The 19,427-nt window shown below is 71.7% G+C and carries 15 protein-coding genes; 6 read left to right on the top strand and 9 right to left on the bottom strand.

Going from position 1 to position 19,427, the window contains the following annotated elements:
- The first annotated feature begins 212 nt into the window (after positions 1-212).
- From Vau01_RS45500 to Vau01_RS45490, 3 genes are read left to right on the top strand one after another with little or no spacing between them, the layout of a single operon-like run.
- On the top strand, positions 213-2,582 hold the full coding sequence (locus Vau01_RS45500; RefSeq protein ID WP_204006603.1) for an Hsp70 family protein: 2,370 nt from the start codon (positions 213-215) through the stop codon (positions 2,580-2,582).
- A gap of 60 nt (positions 2,583-2,642) precedes the next feature.
- Positions 2,643-3,878 carry a Mur ligase family protein gene (locus Vau01_RS45495; protein ID WP_204006601.1) on the top strand — a complete coding sequence of 412 codons (1,236 nt, stop codon included), beginning with the start codon at positions 2,643-2,645 and terminating at the stop codon, positions 3,876-3,878.
- On the top strand, positions 3,868-4,578 hold the full coding sequence (locus Vau01_RS45490; RefSeq protein WP_204006599.1) for a type 1 glutamine amidotransferase: 711 nt from the start codon (positions 3,868-3,870) through the stop codon (positions 4,576-4,578). Before Vau01_RS45495 ends, Vau01_RS45490 begins: the two co-directional genes overlap by 11 nt.
- On the opposite strand, the gene leuS is transcribed toward Vau01_RS45490, so the two are convergent.
- From leuS to Vau01_RS45465, 5 genes are all read right to left on the bottom strand, one after another.
- Positions 4,575-7,376, bottom strand: a complete 2,802-nt coding sequence (leuS, locus tag Vau01_RS45485) for a leucine--tRNA ligase (RefSeq protein ID WP_239152366.1) — start codon at positions 7,374-7,376, stop codon at positions 4,575-4,577. The two genes, Vau01_RS45490 and leuS, sit on opposite strands and share 4 nt — an antisense overlap.
- Positions 7,377-7,575: 199 nt before the next feature.
- A complete protein-coding gene (locus Vau01_RS45480; protein WP_204006594.1) occupies positions 7,576-7,947 on the bottom strand; it encodes a hypothetical protein in 372 nt (123 codons plus the stop codon).
- A gap of 103 nt (positions 7,948-8,050) precedes the next feature.
- Positions 8,051-8,545, bottom strand: a complete 495-nt coding sequence (locus Vau01_RS45475; RefSeq protein WP_239152365.1) for a roadblock/LC7 domain-containing protein — start codon at positions 8,543-8,545, stop codon at positions 8,051-8,053.
- Positions 8,542-9,627: a hypothetical protein gene (locus tag Vau01_RS45470; RefSeq protein WP_204006593.1), complete on the bottom strand. Its 1,086-nt coding sequence runs from the start codon at positions 9,625-9,627 to the stop codon at positions 8,542-8,544. The genes Vau01_RS45475 and Vau01_RS45470 overlap by 4 nt, the downstream gene beginning before the upstream one ends.
- A 62-nt stretch (positions 9,628-9,689) precedes the next feature.
- On the bottom strand, positions 9,690-10,136 hold the full coding sequence (locus Vau01_RS45465; protein ID WP_204006591.1) for a hypothetical protein: 447 nt from the start codon (positions 10,134-10,136) through the stop codon (positions 9,690-9,692).
- Positions 10,137-10,641: 505 nt separating this feature from the next.
- On the opposite strand from Vau01_RS45465, the gene Vau01_RS45460 reads away from it, so the two are divergent.
- Genes Vau01_RS45460 through Vau01_RS45450 form a run of 3 tightly spaced genes read left to right on the top strand, consistent with a single transcriptional unit; the run spans position 10,642 to position 15,487 of the window.
- Positions 10,642-11,688, top strand: a complete 1,047-nt coding sequence (locus tag Vau01_RS45460) for an AAA family ATPase (RefSeq protein ID WP_239152374.1) — start codon at positions 10,642-10,644, stop codon at positions 11,686-11,688.
- A gap of 2 nt (positions 11,689-11,690) precedes the next feature.
- Positions 11,691-12,992 carry a DUF58 domain-containing protein gene (locus Vau01_RS45455; protein WP_204006640.1) on the top strand — a complete coding sequence of 434 codons (1,302 nt, stop codon included), beginning with the start codon at positions 11,691-11,693 and terminating at the stop codon, positions 12,990-12,992.
- Positions 12,989-15,487 (top strand): transglutaminase TgpA family protein, encoded by a 2,499-nt coding sequence (locus tag Vau01_RS45450; protein WP_204006587.1) that lies wholly within the window; start codon positions 12,989-12,991, stop codon positions 15,485-15,487. The genes Vau01_RS45455 and Vau01_RS45450 overlap by 4 nt, the downstream gene beginning before the upstream one ends.
- 217 nt (positions 15,488-15,704) lie before the next feature.
- Here Vau01_RS45450 and Vau01_RS45445 read toward each other — a convergent pair whose 3' ends face one another.
- From Vau01_RS45445 to Vau01_RS45430, 4 genes are all read right to left on the bottom strand, one after another.
- Complete coding sequence (locus Vau01_RS45445) at positions 15,705-16,094, bottom strand: SCO2097 family morphological protein (RefSeq protein ID WP_204006585.1); 390 nt, start codon at positions 16,092-16,094, stop codon at positions 15,705-15,707.
- Positions 16,095-16,297: 203 nt separating this feature from the next.
- Positions 16,298-17,569: a DNA polymerase IV gene (locus tag Vau01_RS45440; RefSeq protein WP_204006583.1), complete on the bottom strand. Its 1,272-nt coding sequence runs from the start codon at positions 17,567-17,569 to the stop codon at positions 16,298-16,300.
- Between the two features lie 11 nt (positions 17,570-17,580).
- Positions 17,581-18,717 carry an alkaline phosphatase family protein gene (locus Vau01_RS45435; RefSeq protein ID WP_204006582.1) on the bottom strand — a complete coding sequence of 379 codons (1,137 nt, stop codon included), beginning with the start codon at positions 18,715-18,717 and terminating at the stop codon, positions 17,581-17,583.
- Positions 18,714-19,427, bottom strand: coding sequence for a class I SAM-dependent methyltransferase (locus Vau01_RS45430; protein WP_204006581.1), 714 nt, complete (start codon positions 19,425-19,427; stop codon positions 18,714-18,716). The genes Vau01_RS45435 and Vau01_RS45430 overlap by 4 nt, the downstream gene beginning before the upstream one ends.

The following is a 19,427-nucleotide window of genomic DNA, read 5'->3' as shown; positions in this document are numbered from 1 at the left end:
TCGCACACCCTTTCCCCCACCCCGCCCGCGGCGGCACCCCCCGATCCCGTCGATCTTGCACTTGTGGTGCCCGGGTTGTTCCTGTTCGGACCCGTTTGGGTGCCACCACAACTGCAAGATCGACGCGCCGGGTGGCGGGAGGAGAGTGGAGGGGACCGGGCAAGGGCAGCGGGGACGCGGCACGCTTTACAGCCGCCGATACCGTGACGCGCGTGACCCCCACCGTGAGCCACCGGCTCGGGATCGATTTCGGCACCACCCACACCGTCGCCTACCTCGAAGCAGCCGACGGCGGAGCTGTCAACAGAGCCCAGCCGTTGCTGTTCGACTCGTCGCCGCTGCTGTCGTCGGCCGTGTTCGCCGACCCCAGCGGCAGGCTTCTCACCGGCCGCGACGGTGACCGCAGCGCCCGACTCGACCCGACCCGGTACGAACCGAACCCGAAGCGTCGCATCGACGAGGCCATCATTCTGCTCGGCAACGACGAGTTCCCGGTGGCCCGCGTGATCTCCGCCGTGCTCGCCCGCGTCGCCGCCGAAGCCGTCCGGAACGCCGGTGGCCCGCCGGCGCAGACCGTGCTCACCCATCCCGCCAACTGGGGAACGCACCGCAAGGACGTCCTGGTCAACGCCGCCGCCGCGGCCGGGCTCACGGCCGTCACCGTGGTGCCGGAGCCGGTGGCGGCCGCCGCGCACTTCACCGGCGTGCTCGGCCGCACGGTCGAGCCCGGTGAGGCGCTCGCCGTCTACGACTTCGGCGCGGGCACGTTCGACGCGTCGCTCGTGCGCCGGCGTCCGGACGGGGCCTGGGAACTGGTCGCGAGCGAGGGCCTCGGCGACGTCGGCGGCCTCGATCTCGACGCGGTGCTCGTCGAGCTCATCGGCCGCGTGGTCGTGCAGCGTGATCCGCAGCGGTGGCACCAGTTGGCGAATCCGTCGGATACGTACGGCCGCCGGGCGTCGCGAACTTTCTGGGACGACGTGCGCGCCGCCAAGGAACAACTGTCGCGGACGCCCACCGCCGCGGTGCACGTCCCGCTGTTCGACACCGACACCCACCTGACCCGCGAGGAGTTCGAGGCCGCCGCCCGTCCGCTGCTCGACCGCACCGTGGAGCTGACGGCGTCCCTGGTCGGCCGGGCCGGTCCGACCCGCCTGGCCGGTCTGTACCTGGTCGGCGGCTCCAGCCGCATCCCGCTGATCGCCACCCTGCTCCACCAGCGGTTGGGCGTCGCGCCGACGTTGATCGACACCCCGGAACTGCTGGTCGCGCAGGGCAGCCTGCGCGCCGTTCCGGCGCCGGCACGGGGACCCGCGCCGGCGTACGCGCCCTGGGGAGCGGCGGCGGCAGCGCCCATGGGGTGGGAGGCACCGGCCGCGCCGGTCAGCACTCCCCCGGGTGGGCCGGTCAGCGCGCCGAGCCTCGGAATCCCGACCAGTTCCATTCCCAGCAGCGGCCCGCCCCGCCCCACCAGCGGCGCGCCGGGTGATCCGGCCGGGCTACCACCGGTCCCCTCGGGAATGCCGCTCTGGGGAGACACGTCCGCGTACGGCGCGCCCGGGTTGCCCGACCCGACCCGCCGGCCGGCCGCGCCGCCGCGCCGCCGCCCGATCGGCTGGATCGTCGCCGCGGCCGCCGCGCTCGTGCTGCTCGCCGGCGGCGGCGCCGTCGCGGCGAAGATGCTCACCGACGACGGCGACAAGGGCCGCGACACCGGGTCGAACTCGACCGGCACCGGCGGCATCCAGCCCCAGGGCGGCGGCGCCAAGGTCGGTGACGGCGGAGCCGCGCAGACCGGCACCTACAAGGTCGACCGGGCGGTCTTCTATCAGGGCCTCAAGGTCACCGTGAAGACGGTCTCGTACGACCCGGCCGTCAAGGACAACCCGCTGTCGATGGACGTCACCATCGAGAACCTGGGCACCGACGGCCAGGACAACGTCCGCTACACCGAGGTGTACTTCACCTACGACGGCGCGATCACCGAGGGCGACGTCAAGGAGGTACAGAGCCTCCCCGGCAAGGCGACCACGAACGGCAAGTTCGTGTTCAAGCCGGAGAAGCAGGTCACCGACCTGCGCAAGGGCGAGTTGAGCATCGGCCGCGACGACGTGGTGCAGCCGAAGATCCCGTTCGGCGACCTGGACAAGACGGTGACGCTGGAGCCGAAGAAGGTCGCCGGCCCGGTCGACGAGAAGCGCAGCGGCGTGCTCGGCATGAAGCTGAACCAGTGCGAGCAGCGGGTCGACTACCCCGCCGAACACCAGCAGGCCAAGAAGGGCTACATGATGGTGGTCTGCGACGCCGACTTCAAGTCGTACAAGCAGAGCATCTACGACCACGGCGTCTGGAAGGGCAACCTCCGCCTCAAGCTGCCCGACGGCACCACCACGAGCCCCGACCAGCTGAACGCCGTCCTGCTCAACCAGGGCGACCTGGAGCAGGGCGTTCCGTTCAACTTCATCATCCGGGCGCCCGCGCCCGGCGCCTACGTGCTGCAGTTCTACGACGCCGGCCGGCTGGGGAACGAGCCGGTGGCCGCCGACCGCCCGCTCGTCGAGGTGCCGATGACGCTCACCTGAGCCGGGCCGGTAACGGGTATTGTCGCCACGAACTCACGACCACGTACGAGAGAGCGAAGGATGACGGAACCCAGATACTCCCTTCGCACCCGCCTGGCCAGCGGTCTCACCAAGAGCGCCGCGGCCCTGTCGCGGGCAACCGGGCGCGGCGACGGCGCGGTGATCGGCGGGCGGGTCGGTCAGATGATCGACCCGGAGTTTCTCGCGAACCTGGCCGCCGGCCGGCGGATCGCGCTGATCTCCGGCACCAACGGCAAGACGACGACCACCCGGCTCACCGCCGCGGCCCTCGGCGTGCTCGGCAACGTGGCGACCAACTCGCTCGGCGCCAACATGCCGCACGGGCACATGTCGGCGCTGGTGAAGGCGGGCGCGACGCCGTTCGCGGTGCTCGAGGTCGACGAGCACTACCTGGCCGACGTCCTCAAGAAGACGAAGGCCGAGCTGGTCGCGCTGCTGAACCTGAGCCGCGACCAGTTGGATCGGGCGCAGGAGGTGGCGACGGTCGCGGCCAAGTGGCGCACGATGCTCACCGGGGCGCCGGAGGTGCACGTCATCGCGAACTGCGACGACCCGATGGTCACCTGGGCGGCGTCGGCCGCGACGCAGGTCACCTGGGTCGCCGCCGGCCAACGCTGGCTCGACGACTCGTGGGTGTGCCCCGAGTGCGGCTCCCGCATCGAGCGGCACGGCGAGCAGTGGTTCTGCGTCAACGGCGACCTCACCCGGCCGATGCCGCAGTGGCAGGTCGAGGGCGACGGCGTGGTCGACCCGACCGGCGTCTTCCACGAGGTCCACCTGCAGTTGCCCGGCCGCGTCAACAAGGCCAACGCCGCGACGGCGCTGGCCGTCGCGGCGTATTTCGGCGCGCCGACGCTGCGCTCGCTGCCGAAGCTGGCCGAGGTGACCTCGATCGCCGGCCGGTACGCGACGGTGGTGCGCGACGACCGGGTGATCCGCCTGCTGCTGTCGAAGAACCCGGCCGGCTGGCTGGAGGCCTTCGACATGGCGGAGGACGCGCCGACGCTGCTCGCGATCAACGCGCGCGACCCCGACGGCCTCGACACGTCGTGGCTGTACGACGTCGACTTCTCCCCGGTCCGTGGCCGGCGGGTGCTGATCACCGGCGACCGGGCGATGGACCTGGCCGTGCGGCTGGAGGTCAACGAGGTGCCGTTCGAGCACGTGACGTCGTTCGAGAAGGCCCTGGCCGCGATACCGCCCGGCCGGCTCGAAGTGATCGCCAACTACACCGCGTTCCAGGACATCCGGGCGGAGCTCGACCGTGTCAACTGAGTCCCTGCGCATCATCTGGATCTACCCCGACCTCATGTCGACCTACGGCGACCGGGGCAACATGCTCATCCTGGCCCGGCGGGCCGCGTTGCGGGGCATCGCGTCGGAGTGCGTCGAGGTCCAGTCCGACCAGGCGATCCCCCAGGACGGCGACATCTACCTGCTGGCCGGCGGCGAAGACGGCCCGCAGGCACTGGCCGCCGAGCGCCTCATCGCCGACGGCGGGCTGAACCGCGCCGCGGCCAACGGCGCCGTCGTGTTCGCGGTGTGCGCCGGCTACCAGCTGCTCGGGACGTCGTTCTACGCCAAGGGCGCGAAGTGCACGGGCCTCGGCCTGCTCGACATGCAGTCCGACCGCGGCGAGACCCGCGCGGTCGGCGAGCTGGCCGGCCCGGTCGACCCGGTGCTCGGCCTGCCGCCGTTGACCGGCTTCGAGAACCACGGCGGCCGCACCCACCTGGGCGCGGCGGCGAAGCCGCTGGTCACGGTGCGGGTAGGCATCGGCAACGACGGCACGACCGAGGGCGCCTGGGCCGGCAAGCTGCTCGGCACCTACGCCCACGGCCCCGCCCTGGCGAGGAACCCCGCCCTGGCCGACCTCCTGGTCGGCTGGGCGGTGGGCTCCCCGCTCCCGCCGGCGGACGACGCCTGGCCCGACCGCCTGCGGGCCGAACGCCTGTCTGCGGTGGGGATGCGCTAGACGACCACGCTGACCATGCGGCCGGCGACCACGATGACCTTGCGGGGCTCCTTGCCGTCCAGGTGCGGGGCCACCGCCTCCAGCGCCCGGGCGCGGACCTCGCCTTCGGCCAGGTCGGTCGGGATCTCGATGCGGCCCCGGACCTTGCCGTTGACCTGCACCGGCAGCGTCACCGACTCGGCGACCAGCAGGGCCGGGTCGGCCTCGGGGAACGCCTCGTACGCGATCGTCGTCGTGCGGCCCAGTTTGCGCCACAGCTCCTCGGCCAGGTGCGGCGCGAACGGCGACGTCATCAGCACCAGCGGCTCGACCACCTCGCGGGTCGGACCCGCCTGGGTGGCCCGGTTCGTCAGCTCGATCAGCTTGGCGATCGCGGTGTTGAACCGCAGCTCCTCCATCTCGGTGCGGACGCCGTCGATCACGCGGTGCAGCAGCCGGCGGGTCTGCTCGTCGGCCGGGTCGTCGGTGACGCGCACCGCGCCGGTCTGCTCGTCGACGACCAGCCGCCACAGCCGCTGCAGGAACCGGAACGAGCCGATGACCGCCCGGGTGTCCCAGGGCCGGGACACGTCCAGCGGACCCATCGACATCTCGTACACCCGGAACGTGTCGGCGCCGTAGTCGGCGCACATGTCGTCGGGCGTCACGACGTTCTTCAGGCTCTTGCCGATCTTGCCGTACTCGCGGTTGACCGGCTCGTCGTTGTAGAAGAACCGGCCCGGCTCGCGCTCGACGACCTCCTCGGCCGGCACGTACACACCGCGCGCGTCGGTGTACGCGTAGGCCTGGATGTAGCCCTGGTTGAACAGCTTCCGGAACGGCTCGAAGCTGCTGATGTGGCCCAGGTCGAACAGCACCTTGTGCCAGAACCGCGCGTACAGCAGGTGCAGCACGGCGTGCTCCACGCCGCCGACGTACAGGTCGACGCCGCCGCAGTCGGCCGCGTCGCGCGGGCCCATCCAGTACCGCTCGTTCTCGGCGCCGACCAGTTCGGTGGCGTTGTGCGGGTCCAGGTAGCGCAGCTCGTACCAGCTCGACCCGGCCCACTGCGGCATCACGTTGGTGTCGCGGGTGTACCGCTTCGGGCCGTCGCCCAGGTCCAGCTCGACCTCGACCCACTCGCGGGCGCGCGACAGCGGCGTCTCCGGCATCGAGCCGGCGTCGTCGATGTCGAACGTGCGCGGCGAGAAGTCGTCGACCTCGGGCAGCTCGACCGGCAGCAGGTCGTACGGGATCGCCACCGGCAGCCCGGTCTCGTCGTAGACGATCGGCATCGGCTCGCCCCAGTACCGCTGCCGGCTGAACAGCCAGTCACGCAGCCGGTACGTCACCGCGCCGACCCCGGCGCCGTTCGCCTCCAGCCACTCGATGATCTTCGCCTTGGCGTCGGCGATCTCCAGCCCGTCCAGGAACGAGCTGTTGATGGCCGGACCCTCGCCGGTGTACGCCTTCCCGTCGAAACCCTCGGACGGCTGCACGGTCCGGATGATCGGCAGGTCGAAGACCTCGGCGAACTCCCAGTCGCGCTCGTCCTGGCCGGGAACGGCCATGATCGCGCCGGTGCCGTAGCCGGCCAGCACGTAGTCGGCGATGAACACCGGGATGCGCTCGCCGTTCACCGGGTTCGTGGCGTACGAGCCCACGAACACACCGGTCTTCTCCTTGTCGGCCTGCCGCTCGATGTCGGTCTTCGCGGCGGCCCGCCGCCGGTAGTCGGCCACGGCTTCCTCGGGCGTCGCGAACCCGCCGGTCCAGGCGTCCTTCGTCCCGTCGGGCCACGCGTCGGCGGTCAGCGCCGAGACCAGGTCGTGCTCCGGCGCCAGCACCATGTACGTCGCGCCGAACAGGGTGTCGGGCCGGGTGGTGAACACCCGGATCTCCCCCGCGTCGCTCGCGAACGAGACGTGCGCGCCGCGCGACCGGCCGATCCAGTTGCGCTGCATGGCCTTGACCTTCTCCGGCCACTCCAGCGTGTCCAGGTCGGCCAGCAGGCGGTCGCCGTACGCGGTGATCCGCATCATCCACTGCTTCAGGTTGCGCTTGAAGACCGGGAAGTTGCCGCGCTCGCTGCGCCCGTCGGCGGTGACCTCCTCGTTCGCCAGCACCGTCCCCAGCCCGGGGCACCAGTTCACCGGCGCCTCCGACACGTAGGCCAGGCGGTGGTCGTCGATGATCGTGCGCTTCTCGGTGGAGGACAGCGACGACCAGGAAGCGCCGTCGGGCGCGGGCCGCGCGCCCGACTCCAGCTCCGCGATCAGCTCGTCGATGGGACGCGCCTTGCGCTGCTCCGGATCGAACCAGGAGTTGAAGATCGTCAGGAAGATCCACTGGGTCCACGTGTAGAACCCGACGTCGGTGGTCGACAGCGAGCGCCGGTTGTCGTACGCCAGACCCAGCCGGCGCAGCTGCCCGCGGTAGCGCTCGACGTTCTCCTCGGTGGTCTTGCGCGGGTGCGTTCCGGTCTGCACCGCGTACTGCTCGGCCGGCAGGCCGAACGCGTCGAAGCCCATCGGGTGCAGCACGTTGAACCCGATCATGCGGGCGTACCGGGTGTAGCTGTCGGTGCCGATGTAACCCAGCGGGTGGCCGACGTGCAGGCCCGCCCCCGACGGGTACGGGAACATGTCCATCACGTACAGCTTCGGCGCGCCGGCCCGCGGGTGGTCGGGTTCGCTGAGCGGGCCGCTGGGGTTCGGCGCGTTGAACGTGCCGTTCTTGTCCCAGAAGTCCTGCCACCGCTCCTCGATCTCGCCGGCCAGCGCGGCCGTGTACCGGTACGGGGGAATGTCCTCGCTCATGCTCGCCACCTCAGAATCGATTCCGGACATGAAAAAACCCCTCACGCAGGAGGGGCCGCCGTGCGGACGAGCCTTGTTCGACAGAACAGCGCTACGTCAGCACGGCCATGTAAGAAGCCGGAATGCCCGGAACATGGGATCCAGCGTACCGGATCCCCGGTCGAGGCGCGTTCCGCGCCCCGACCGGGATCCCGACCCTTCACATGTGGAGGTCTTCCTCGATCCTGCGGACCTGGTGACGGGCCATGGCCAGGTTCGCGCGCGACTTCTGCAGCGCCAGGTAGATGAACAGGCCCTGCCCGCCGCGGCTGCGCAGCGGCCGGATCAGGTGGTACTGGCTGCCCAGCGTGATCAGGATGTCCTCGATCTCGTCCTTCATCTTGAGCAGGTCCAGCGTGCGCATCTTCGCGCGGACCACGTCGGTGTTGCCCGCCGCGGCGACCGTGAGGTCGAGTTCCTTGGTGCTGCCCAGCGTGCCCAGCGCCATGCCGCTGGTGTAGTCGACGAGCGCGACACCGATGGCGCCCTCGATCTGCATCGCTTCCTTGAGTGCCGTATCCATGTCAGGCATGGAGTCCTCCTGCTTTCGCGGTTGGGGAAGTAGTCGTTTCGGTCCTGGTGCTCGTGCAGTTGAGGACGGCGTCACCTCTCTTCCTTACGCCTTTCGCGGCCGGTCATCCTTGGCCGGCCGCGACGAGTTCGCCCACCCGGGTGGCCACCGGCCGCGCCTCGTGGTGCAGTAGGCCGAGGTTGATTCCCGCGTCGGCCAGCACGGTGAGCAGCGCGTGGGTGCCGGCGGCGAAGGTCGCCACGTACCCACCCGTCGCCCGGGTCACGGTCTCCTGGAACTCGCCGTAGTCGGCGCCCTTCGCGATCTGCTGGGCGAGTCCCAGGTAGGCCGCCGACATCGCGGCCATGGTCTCGGCTTCCACCCCGGCGGCGTCCTCGGCCACGAGCAGGCCGTCGGCACTGGCGACGAGCAGTCCTTGCACCTGCGGAAGCTTGTGCCGCAGCCGGCCCAACTCGGCCAGTACGTCCTGCTCCACCCCCACCAACCTTCTCCTCCCGGTCCTGGCCGCGGTCTGCGTCGCCGCGGTGCGGACGAACTCTCTGATCCGGGCCGTCGTCGTGGTGCCCATCGGCCGTTGCCCCCGTTGACGGAACTTCATCGCAACGCCCGGAGCGCCCGCTGGATCCGCATGAGCGTGCTGTCGGAGCACTCCTCCACGACCCGGCCGTCGTCGACCGGGTTCGCCGGCCAGCGCCGGGGTTCGGCCGCCCGGCGGCGGGGCAGCGGCACCGGCGCGGCGGGTTCGCGCAGGCTGAGGTCGTCGGCCGCCGGCGGGGCCAGCGGCACGGTCATCGGGGTGACGCCCGCAGCGGCGGCCGCGGGCACGACGGCCGACCCGCGCGCGGGTGGGGCCAGCACGGCCTCGACCCGCTGATCCGGGAACCGCTGATCCGGGATCCGCTGGTCGAGCTCCCGGTCGACCCGCTGGTCCGGGACCCGGACCAGCGCCGCCGCCGTCCGGGCCCGCACCGCCGCGACCGATTCGGCCACCGCGGACCCGCCCGGGCGGCCCGGTTCGATCAGGCCCGAGCGCGCCAGCCGGCGGGCCTCGAGCAGCATCACGAACGTCTCCCGCCCGAGCAGCCGGGCCAGGTCGGCCGGGCTGCGCCGGCGGTCGGCGTTCGCGACGATCTCCCACTGCGCCGCGGTCAGCGAGACCTGGTGCCCGCGCAACCGGCGGGACGGTACCACCGCCGCGGTGTCGATCGCCGGGTCCGGCCAGACGTCGGCCAGCAGCCGGCGCCGCCGGTCGACCTCCAGACAGACCGCCGCGAACTCCAGTTCGCAGAACGTGCCCAGCGGGTTGACCGCGTCCGGTTCGAACTGCGCGGTGACCGCGGCGTCGAAGAGGAAGAACGCCGCGTCCATCAGCGCCGACAGGGCGGACAGGGCCAACTCGTTGCGGCTGATGTGCCCGTCGGCGATCAGCGTGTCGCCGATCCGACCGGTCGAGCGGCCCGCCGCCACCGCCGCCCGCCACACGTCGGCCGGCACCCGCCCGGACGCGGTGAGCAGCTTGTCGACGCCGCTGACCAGCCCGCACTCGGCGAAACTGAGCCGGCCGTCGACGATGTAGATCGCCCCGCCGGGCGGATCCTCCACCCGGAGGGCGCCGGTCGCGCCGACGGCGCACCACGGCTCAAGTGCCCCTCGCAGGGTGGACGGTACGGATGCCCCCACGCGCTGAACCTCTCGCGGTCGGTTCGGTTGGGTTGCCTGCTGTCTGGGTGCCGCACGCCCGGTCAGGCGGCGACCAGGTGCTGGCCGAGGTTGCGCAACGACCGCTGCGTCATGGCGAGGTTGCCGACCAACCGGTCGAGCCACACGTAGAGCACCAGGCGCGCGTCGAAGTCCGTCACCACGAAGTGGATGAGGTGGTAGCCGTTCGCGGACGTGACCACGATGTCCTCGACGTAGCCGGGCGTGGCCGGCGCGACGAACGCGGGGCTGTTGACGGTGGCCCGGATGATGTCCATCGGACCGGTGTCACCGTCGGGTTCCCAGCGCGGCTCCGCGTGACGGCCGGGACGGCCGGGTTCGCTGCCGGGCGGAGGGTGGCTGTCGTCTCCTCCGTCGACACTGCGACCGAGGGCGGCCACGGTCATGCCGCTGGAATGATCGATCAGTGCGGCACGCAGGGTGCCACGGATGGCCATGACCTGCCTGAGCAGGTCTTCGAAATCGGGCACATCAGCTCCTTGAGACTCTGGGTCTCGTCAGGGATCTCTCCGATGTCCCCGTTCCCGCGCTCCGGCCAGAGCGTGAACGAAGATGTTCTGTTGTCGTACGTGGACGGTCGAAATACTCACCGCCGCAATTACGCTACCTGGCGCAACGGATCGGCGAAGTCGCCCCGAGGATGACGATCAGACCGGTTGTGTCGGCCGATCGGACGGTTGTGCCCTCGCTGTCCGTTCCACTCATCTGCAACATGCAGATTTTGCAAGACGTCGCGTCATGACCACAACCCGATGCGGGAATCCGCGCTCGGTTGGGGATTAACGTCTGCTTATCGACGGTTTTGCGGTGTCGGCGGTTCCGGTGTGGTGCGGATAACCTGTGAACACGCCGATGGTCGCTCACATTCAGGAATCTCCGGTCCGCCGGCGCAACCTGGCGCACACCAGCGGTGTCCTAAAGATGGGCGCAGACGCCACGGCGCGGAACGAAGGAGACCCGTTGACGACCAAGCGAATGTACGAGGACCTCGGCAGCCCGCTTCCGCCGAACGAGTTCCGCGCCGCCGCTGACGCGATCGTCAGCAACATCGAGCAGGTCATCGAGGGCAAGACGGCCACCGTCCGGCTGGCGCTCGCCGTCCTCCTGGCCGAGGGCCACCTGCTCATCGAAGACGTGCCCGGCGTCGGCAAGACCAAACTCGCCAAGGCGCTGGCCCGGTCGATCGACTGCTCGGTGCGCCGGATCCAGTTCACCCCCGACCTGCTGCCCAGCGACGTCACCGGGGTGAGCGTCTACAACCAGGAGAGCCGCGACTTCGAGTTCAAGCCGGGCGCGGTGTTCGCGAACATCGTCGTCGGCGACGAGATCAACCGCGCCTCGCCGAAGACCCAGTCGGCGCTGCTGGAGTGCATGGAGGAGAAGCAGGTCACCGTCGACGGGGTCACCTACCCGTTGCAGACGCCCTTCATGGTGGTGGCCACGCAGAACCCCATCGAGATGGAGGGGACCTATCCGCTGCCCGAGGCGCAGCGCGACCGGTTCACCGCCCGCATCGCGATGGGCTACCCCGACGCCGGCGCCGAACTGGCGATGCTCGACGTGCACGGCGCCCACGACCCGCTGCACGACCTGCGCGCGGTCGCCGACGCCAACGTGGTGCGGCGGATGATCGCCACCGCGCGCGACGTACACGTCGCCGACGCCGTCAAGCAGTACGCCGTCGACCTGGTCACCGCCACGCGCGAGTCGCCCGACCTGCGCCTCGGCGCCTCGCCGCGAGCAACGCTGCAGTTGATCCGCACCGCCCGCGCGGTCGCCGCCCTGGAGTCGCGCGACTACGTGGTGCCCGACGACCTGCAGAACCTCGCCGTCCCGGTGATGGCGCACCGCATCATCCCCACCGCCGAGGCCCAACTGGCCCGGCGCACCACCGACTCGATCGTCGCCGACCTCGTCACCCGGCTGGCCCTGCCGTCCGACCGGCACCGTTCGCCGTACGACACGCGCACCCGCCAGCAGCAGCAGAGCACCGCCAACCCGTACGACCAGCGGAGGCGGTGAGCGTGCGCGAGGCGCTGCGGGGGCTGACGTCCCGGGGACGGTGGTTCTTCGGCGGGGCGGCCGTGTTCGCCGTGTCGGCGTTGATCTTCGGGGAGAAGGACCTGCTGCGCGTCGCGATCCTGCTCGGCGCGCTGCCGCTGCTCGCGGCCGGCTACGTCGGCCGCACCCGGTACAAGTTGTCGTGCAGCCGCTCGCTGCAGCCGCACCGCGCCCAGGTCGGCGGCAGTTCGCGGGTGGTGCTGCGGTTGCAGAACCTCAGCCGGCTGCCCACCGGCACCATGCTGCTGGAAGACCGGCTGCCGTACGCGCTGGGCAGCCGCCCGCGGCTGGTCCTCGAGCGGCTCGGGCCGCACCAGGCCAGCTCGGTGGCGTACACCGTGCGGGCCGACGTGCGCGGCCGGTACGAGGTGGGTCCGCTGGTCGTGCGGCTCACCGACCCGTTCGGCCTGTGTGAACTGGTGCGGGCGTTCCCGTCGATCGACAAGCTCACCGTGATACCGCAGGTCGTCCCGCTGCCGTCGGTGCGGCTGGCCGGCGAGTACGCGGGCGCCGGCGAGAGCCGCGCCCGCTCGGTGGCCGTCCACGGTGAGGACGACGCCGCGACCCGTGAGTACCGCTACGGCGACGACCTGCGCCGCGTGCACTGGCGGTCGACCGCCCGCGTCGGCGAGCTGATGGTGCGCCGCGAGGAGCAGCCGTGGGAGAGCCGGGCCACGGTCGTGCTCGACACCCGCAGCTTCGCCCACCGCGGCGAGGGGCCCACGGCGAGCTTCGAGTGGGCCGTGTCGGCGGCGGCGAGCGTCGCGCTGCACCTGCGGCACAACGGTTACAAGCTGCGGCTGGTCACCGACTCCGGCATCGACGTCGACGCGTCCGAGGGCGGCGGCGAGGGCCTGCTGCTCGACCACCTGGCCGAGGTCAAACTGGCGCAGCAGGGCGGCGGCATCGCCCAACTCGTCGACCGGGTGAAGCACCGCACCGACGGCGGGCTGATCATCGGCGTGTTCGGCCTGATCACGCCCCAGGAGGCGGAACTGCTCACCGCGTTGCGCACCAGCGGCGCCACCTGCATGGCCCTGCTGATCGACAGCACCACCTGGTTGAACCTGCCGACGGCCGCCCGCGAGGAGGCCGACCGGGCGCACGGCGTCGCGGCGCTCGCGCTGCTGCGTACCGGCTGGCGGGTGGTCGGCGTCCCGCACGGTGCGAAGCTCGCGGCGCTGTGGCCCGAGGCCGCCCGCGGCTCGCGCGGGTTCAGCTGGCGGGCCGCGATGGCGGAAACCGTCTCCGGGAGCCTGTCATGACCCAGCGGCGCCACATCACGTTGGTGGCGGCGGGCGCCACCATGATCGCTGCGCTGCCCCTGTCGTCGGTGTTCGAGAAGTGGACGTGGCTGGTCGGCGCGCTGCTCGTCGTGGGCACGATGACCGCGGCCGCGGTGGCGCTGCGCAGCGTCCGGGCGCCGATCTGGCTGCCGACGTTCGCGATGATCGCCTGCTACGTGGTGACGCTGACCTGGCTCTACAGCGACGGTCACGCGGTGCTCGGCATCATTCCGACCGCCGAGACGTTCACGCACTTCAACAAGCTGCTGGTCGACGCCGGCGTCACCATCCGCGACAGCGGGGTGCCCGTCGAAGACCAGGACGGCCTGCTGTTCCTCGCCGGGCTCGGCGTCGGCGCCGTCTATCTCGCGGTCGACCTGGCCGCCGTGGTCGCGCGGCGGCCGGCGATCGCCGGCATCCCGATGGTCGCCGTGTACCTGGTGCCGGTCGGCACGCACACGAGGAGCGTCAGCTTCCTCGCCTTCATCTGCACGGCGGCCGCGTTCCTCTGGCTGCTCGCCACCGACAACGTCGACCGGGTGCGGCGGTTCGGCCGGCGGTTCAGCGGCGACGGGCGCGACATCGACGTCTGGGAGCCGTCGCCGCTGGCCGCGGCCGGCCGCCGGCTCGCCGTGATCGGCGTCGTCGTCGCGGTGATCCTGCCGCTGGCGGTGCCCGGCATGACCACCGGCCTGCTCGACCGCTTCGGCACCGGGGTCGGCGACGGCTCGGGCGCCGGCAACGGGCCGGGCCGGTCCGGCAACGTCAACCTGTTCTCGTTCCTGTCCGGCTCGCTGGTCCGCGAGACCTCCTACGACATGGTCAAGGTCAGCACCGACGATCCGAGCCCGTTCTACCTGCGGTTCGGCACCGCCGAAGACCTCACCTCGCAGGGCTTCGTCAACCGCTCGTGGGGGCAGGCGACGCCGCTGTCGAAGCTGGAGGAGCCGCAACGGCTCACCGTCCCCGGGGTCAACTACAAGAGCAACGCGGCCGTGGTCGAGGTCCTCGAGTTCAACGAGCGGTTGCTGCCGCTCTACGAGCAGGTCACCAAGATCGACCGGCTCGACGGGTCGTGGGGCTTCGACCGGCGGTCCGGCGTCATCTACTCGGGCCGTAACACCGCGAAGGGCCGCAAGTACATCGTCCACTACACGCGTCCGGAGTACACGCCCGAGGCGCTGCGCACCGCCCGCGACCTCAACGAGGGCGACCAGATCCGCAACAGCAACACCCGCAAGCCCACCGACGTCCCGGAGATCAAGGCCATCGCCGACAAGCTCGTCGCGGGCAAGACCAACCAGTACGACCGGGTCCGGGCCGTCTACGACTTCTTCGGGCCGTCCAACGGCTTCAAGTACAGCCTGGAGACGAAGGCCGGCAACAGCGGCAGCGCCATGGTCGACTTCCTGCGCGAGGGCAACCGGCAGGGCTACTGCGAGCAGTACGCCGCCGCGATGGCCTGGCTGCTGCGGACGGTCAACATCCCGGCGCGGGTCGCCTTCGGGTTCACCAAGGGCAACAACCGCAACGGCAACACCTACACGCTGTCGAACTTCAACCTGCACGCCTGGACCGAGGTCTACTTCGACGGCTTCGGCTGGGTGCCGTTCGACGCCACCCCGCCCAGCGGCTTCTCGGGTTCGGTGTCGAGCGCGTGGGCACCCGACCCGAACCAGCCCACCGGCAACTCCGGCAGCACCCCCGAAGACGACCTACGCCCCGGCGAGAGCGTCAGCGGCGGTGCCTCGGCGGCCGCCACCAACCCGTACGGCCCGAACGACCCGGGCATCACCGGTGGCGCGTCGTCCTCGGAGAACTCGTCGACGTGGCCGTGGTACCTCCTCGGCGCCGCGGTCGTGCTGCTGGTGCTGCTCGTCCTGCCGGCGCTGCGCCGGGTGGCCGTCCGCCGCCGCCGGTTGGCCGGCACCGGCGCGGCGGCAACCGGATCCGCGTCCGGGCCGGTACCGGCCGGTGCGGCGGCGTCCGTCGACGTGACCCCGGGCGGCGACGCCACGGCCGCCCAGGCCGCCGGCCTGGGCCGGGCCAGACGCGACGCGCACGCCGCCTGGGACGAACTGCTCGACACCATGATCGACTACCGGGTCGAGATCGATCCGGCCGAGACGCCGAGGCTCACCGGCGAGCGCCTGATCACCGAGGCCCGGCTGCCCGAGGCCGCTGCCAGCGGCGTGCAGGTGCTGAGCCGGGCCGAGGAGCGGGCCAGGTACGCCCGGAGCCCGCTCACCGACGTCGAGCTGGGCGGGCCGTTGCGCGACGTCCGCACCGCCCTCCGCGAGGGCGTTTCGCTCCGCACGAGGCTGCAGGCCTCCCTGATGCCCCCGTCGGTCCTGGCCAGGTGGCGCACCACGGCCAGCACCAGATACCTGTCCTTCTCCACCGCGGCCGCCCACCGCCGCGAGTCACTGCTCCGGGCGACCAGCCCCAGGCGCCTGCTGACCCGCAACCGCTAGGCACCCCGGGCGCCGCTGGGTACCCCGCCCGGTTTGCGGATCTTGGACTGCACGAGGTGCCATAGGCCCTCCAGGAGTCCAAGATCCGCATTCGCCTGCCGGCGCCCTGCCGCGTGGTGGTTGACGCGCTCGCCTCAACGGGGAAGCCGGCATATGCGTACAAAAAGGCGCGCCGCACACCCAGTTCGGGTGCGCGGCGCGCTTTTGGCGCGAAGCGCTAGATGTCGCCCTCGGGGCGACGGCGCCAGCGGTCTTCGAGGCGGTCGATGAACCCGCCGCGGCGGCCGCCCGACCGCGTGCGACGAGTGGCGGTGCCGTCGACGGCGCGCAGGTCGGTGCTCTGCCCGCGGCGGTACGCCTGCATACCGAAGACGACGGAGCCCAGCATCACCACGAACCCGCCCACACCGAGCAGGGGTTGGTTGCCCATGACTCCATAGACAAGAAGCGCCATTCCGCCTACGAGGAGGACGGCAGCTACCAGAATGCGACGCCGAGCGTGAAAGCGCGGATCACTGGCGCGCACCGCCGAGGCGAACTTGGGGTCCTCGGCAAGCGACCGCTCGATCTGCTCGAACAGCCGCTGCTCATGCTCCGAGAGCGGCACGGCACTCCTCCCCGGTCATCGACGGCCGGCCCGGTTGGACCGGCGCGACCGCCGCAGCCGAATGGCTACGTGTCTACGAGTCTACGAGCGGGTCAGCGGGTCGGAAAGCGGGACGATGGTCCCGCCGTGCCGATTTTCCGGTGATCATACGTCGCCGGGAGGTTGGCTTGCCCGTCACCCGCTCGTAACGCGTGCCACCAAAGCTACCTCGTGTTGTCATGATCGATGCGCGAGGGCGGCCCGGCAGCGGGTCGTTCGGGCAGCTTGAGCAGGCTGGCCGGGCGTATCACGCCGGCGCCGAAACGGGCCGCCAGGGCGTCGGCCGCCCGCTCGGCCTCGCGCCACCCGGTTTCACGTTCGCCCAGGCTGAGCTGGTGCGGAGCGTCGTCGGCGAGGGCGAGGCCGTCGACCCGGACGCCGACCAGACGGATCCGCTCACCGGGCTGGAGGATCTCGAAGAGCGCCCACGCGGTCTGGAAAATCTCCCGACCGACGTCGGTGGCCGCCCCGAGGGTACGGGACCGGTTCAAAGTACGGAAATCAGACAGTCGCACCTTCAGCGTGACGGTGCGGCCGGCCTGCCCGGCGCGACGGAGCCGGCCGGCGGTCTTCTCGCTCATCGCCAGCAACGCCTCCCGGATGACCCGCGGGTCGTCGACGTCGACGTCGAACGTGGTTTCGGCGCCGATCGACTTCTCGGGCTGGTGCGGCACCACCGGCCGGGGGTCGCGCCCGGCGGACAGCTCCCGCAGGTGGACGGCGGCCGCCTCGCCGAGCGCCCGGCGCAGCAGCCCGAGCGGCGCGGCGGCCACATCGCCCACGGTGCGCAGCCCGAGCCGGTGCAGCGCCTCGGCCGACTTCTCCCCCACGCCCCACAGCGCGTCGACCGGCAACGGGTGCAGGTACTCCAGGACCCGATCGGCCGGCACCACCTCGAGCCCGTTCGGCTTCGCCCGGGTGGACCCGAGCTTGGCGATGAACTTCGTGGGGGCCACCCCGACCGAGCAGGTGAGCCGCTCCTCCTCGGACACCCGCCGGCGGATGCCCGCGGCGATCTCGGCCGGCCGGCCGAGCAGCCGGACGGCGCCCGCCACGTCGAGGAACGCCTCGTCCATCGACAGCGGCTCGACCAGCGGGGTGACGTCGCGGAAGATCGCCATCACCGCGCGGGAGGCGGCGGCGTACGCGTCGAAGTCGGGCGGCAGGAAGACGGCGTGCGGGCACAGCCGCCTGGCCCGCGCGCCGGGCATCGCGCTGCGCACCCCGTACTTTCGTGCCTCGTAGCTGGCCGCCGACACCACCCCGCGCGGACCGGCGCCGCCCACGATGACCGGCTTCCCGCGAAGCTCGGGCCGGCGGCGCACCTCGACCGTCGCGTAGAAGGCATCCATGTCGACGTGCAGGATCGTGCACCCCGTGTCGTCGGAGTCGGGCCCGAAGCCACCCCCGCGCGGTAAACCCTGGCTACGCCCCACGAGGCGACACGCTAGCCGCCCCGTACGACAAGAAGCGGGATCTCCATCTCCGCGGCCGTGTACGACCCGTGAAAAGCGACCATCCGCGCGATCGGGGCGGGCTCCAGGCCGGTGGCGAGCACGACCCAGTCGTCGTGGCAGATGGCCACCACGTCGCCGATCCGGTCGGAGAAGGACGGCGAGACGGGCCCGAACCGGCCGGTCGAGATCGCCTCCTCGCGGGTGCCGACCCAGGCCGCCGGCCCGAGGACGGTGCGCCAGGCGGCCAGCACGTCCGGAGCGGCGCCGGGAGCGGTGTGCAGGTACCGGACCCGCGGCTCGCCGGCCACCACCGCCACGCCGGCCCGCAGTCGCGGGTCGTCGGCCATGTCGATCCGCCGGTCGGCGGGGATGTTCAGCTGCCCGTGGTCGGCGGTGACCAGCAGCACGGCGTCCGACGGCAGCCCTTCCGCGATCATCCGGACGAGCCGGTCGACCCCGGCGACCGCCTCCCGCCACTGCGGCGAGTCGATGCCGAAGTCGTGGCCGGTGCGGTCGACGTCGCCGTGGTAGGCGTACACGAGCGCGCGCGGCGATTCCGACAAAGCATGCAGGACGGCCGCGGACACCTCGTCGGGCCCGGTCGCGCCCCGGAACTCGGCTCCCCGGTAGGCAGCCACGGTGAGCCCGCTGCCCTCGAACTCGGGCCGGCTCACGACCACGGAGCGGATCCCGGCTTGAACGGCCCGCACGAACACCGGGTCGACGGGCTGCCAGGTCGTGGGCGGCGGGTCGGAGTCCCACCGGATGTGGCTGAGCACCCGGTCGGTGCCCGGAACGTTCAGGAAGAACCCGAGCACCCCGTGCGCGCCGGGCGGCACGCCGGTGCCGAGGGTCACCAGGCTGGTCGGTGTGGTCGACGGGAACCCGGCGGTCAGCGGCCGCCCCTCGAGAGCAGCCAGGGTCGGCGCGTGCGGCGCCGCGATCGGCAACTGGTGCCAGCCCAGCCCGTCCACCAGAAGAACCGCGACCCGGCGCGGCGCCCCCAGCGCCGCGCGGAGCCCGAGCGGATCGGGCCCGGAGACGCCGACCGCGGCGAGCGCGCTGGGCAGGACGTCGGCCAGCGAGCCCGCACCGTAGTTCGGCCGGACGTCGGAGAAAAGGGTCATAGCCGGGCCAGGAGGTGCAGCTGGGTTGCCACGTCCCGGTACGGCGGCAGCGTCGCCGCCAGGGTCTCGATCGCGCGCACCTGCTCATGTTCGCTGTCGAGGGTGACGCCCGGCACCAGATCGGCGATCACGCGTACGCCGTGGATCTGCTCCACGGCGAGGTTCGCCGACGCGAGCAGCGCCGACGCCGAGGCGGCGTCGAACCGCCGGCGGAGCCGGTCGGTGCCACCGGTGCTGCCGGTGGGGCTGGTGAGCAGCGCGTGCGCGGCGTCGAGGTGACCGTTGATCGCGCGGGCGAGCACGGCCGCCGCCCGGTTCGCGACGACGACACTGGCCGCGCCGCCCGGTCGCAGCGCGGCGGCGATCGCCTTCACCGCCGTGGCCGGGTCGTCGACGACCTCCAGCACGCTGTGGCAGAGCACGAGGTCGGCGCTGCCGGGCTCCACGACGTCACCGAGCGTGTCGACGTCGCCCTGCACGGCGCTGATGCCGCCGCTGTGCACCTTCCCCGTGTCTTCGGCGACGCGGCGGGTGAGGGCGGCCAGCGCGTCGGGGCTCGCGTCGACCACGGTGACGCGGTGCCCGGCCCGGGCCAGCGGCACCGCGAACCCGCCGGTGCCGCCGCCGACGTCGACGATCGCGAGCGGCCGGGCCGCCCGGTCGAGTTCCTGCCGCAGCACCGCCCACACGACGCTGTTGGTTCGGTCCAC

The sequence above is a fragment of the Virgisporangium aurantiacum genome (assembly GCF_016863635.1).
Taxonomy (GTDB): Bacteria; Actinomycetota; Actinomycetes; order Mycobacteriales; family Micromonosporaceae; genus Virgisporangium; species Virgisporangium aurantiacum.
Note: the sequence above shows the minus strand (reverse complement) of the source record. Positions and strands in the feature narration are given on the sequence as shown.

Coding starts and splice junctions, on each gene's coding strand:
- Vau01_RS45495 (WP_204006601.1), top strand. CDS start 2,643: ATGACGGAACCCAGATACTCCCTTCGCACCCGCCTGGCCAGCGGTCTC.
- Vau01_RS45480 (WP_204006594.1), bottom strand. CDS start 7,947: ATGCCTGACATGGATACGGCACTCAAGGAAGCGATGCAGATCGAGGGC.
- Vau01_RS45435 (WP_204006582.1), bottom strand. CDS start 18,717: ATGACCCTTTTCTCCGACGTCCGGCCGAACTACGGTGCGGGCTCGCTG.
- leuS (WP_239152366.1), bottom strand. CDS start 7,376: ATGAGCGAGGACATTCCCCCGTACCGGTACACGGCCGCGCTGGCCGGC.
- Vau01_RS45460 (WP_239152374.1), top strand. CDS start 10,642: ATGTACGAGGACCTCGGCAGCCCGCTTCCGCCGAACGAGTTCCGCGCC.
- Vau01_RS45475 (WP_239152365.1), bottom strand. CDS start 8,545: ATGAAGTTCCGTCAACGGGGGCAACGGCCGATGGGCACCACGACGACG.
- Vau01_RS45450 (WP_204006587.1), top strand. CDS start 12,989: ATGACCCAGCGGCGCCACATCACGTTGGTGGCGGCGGGCGCCACCATG.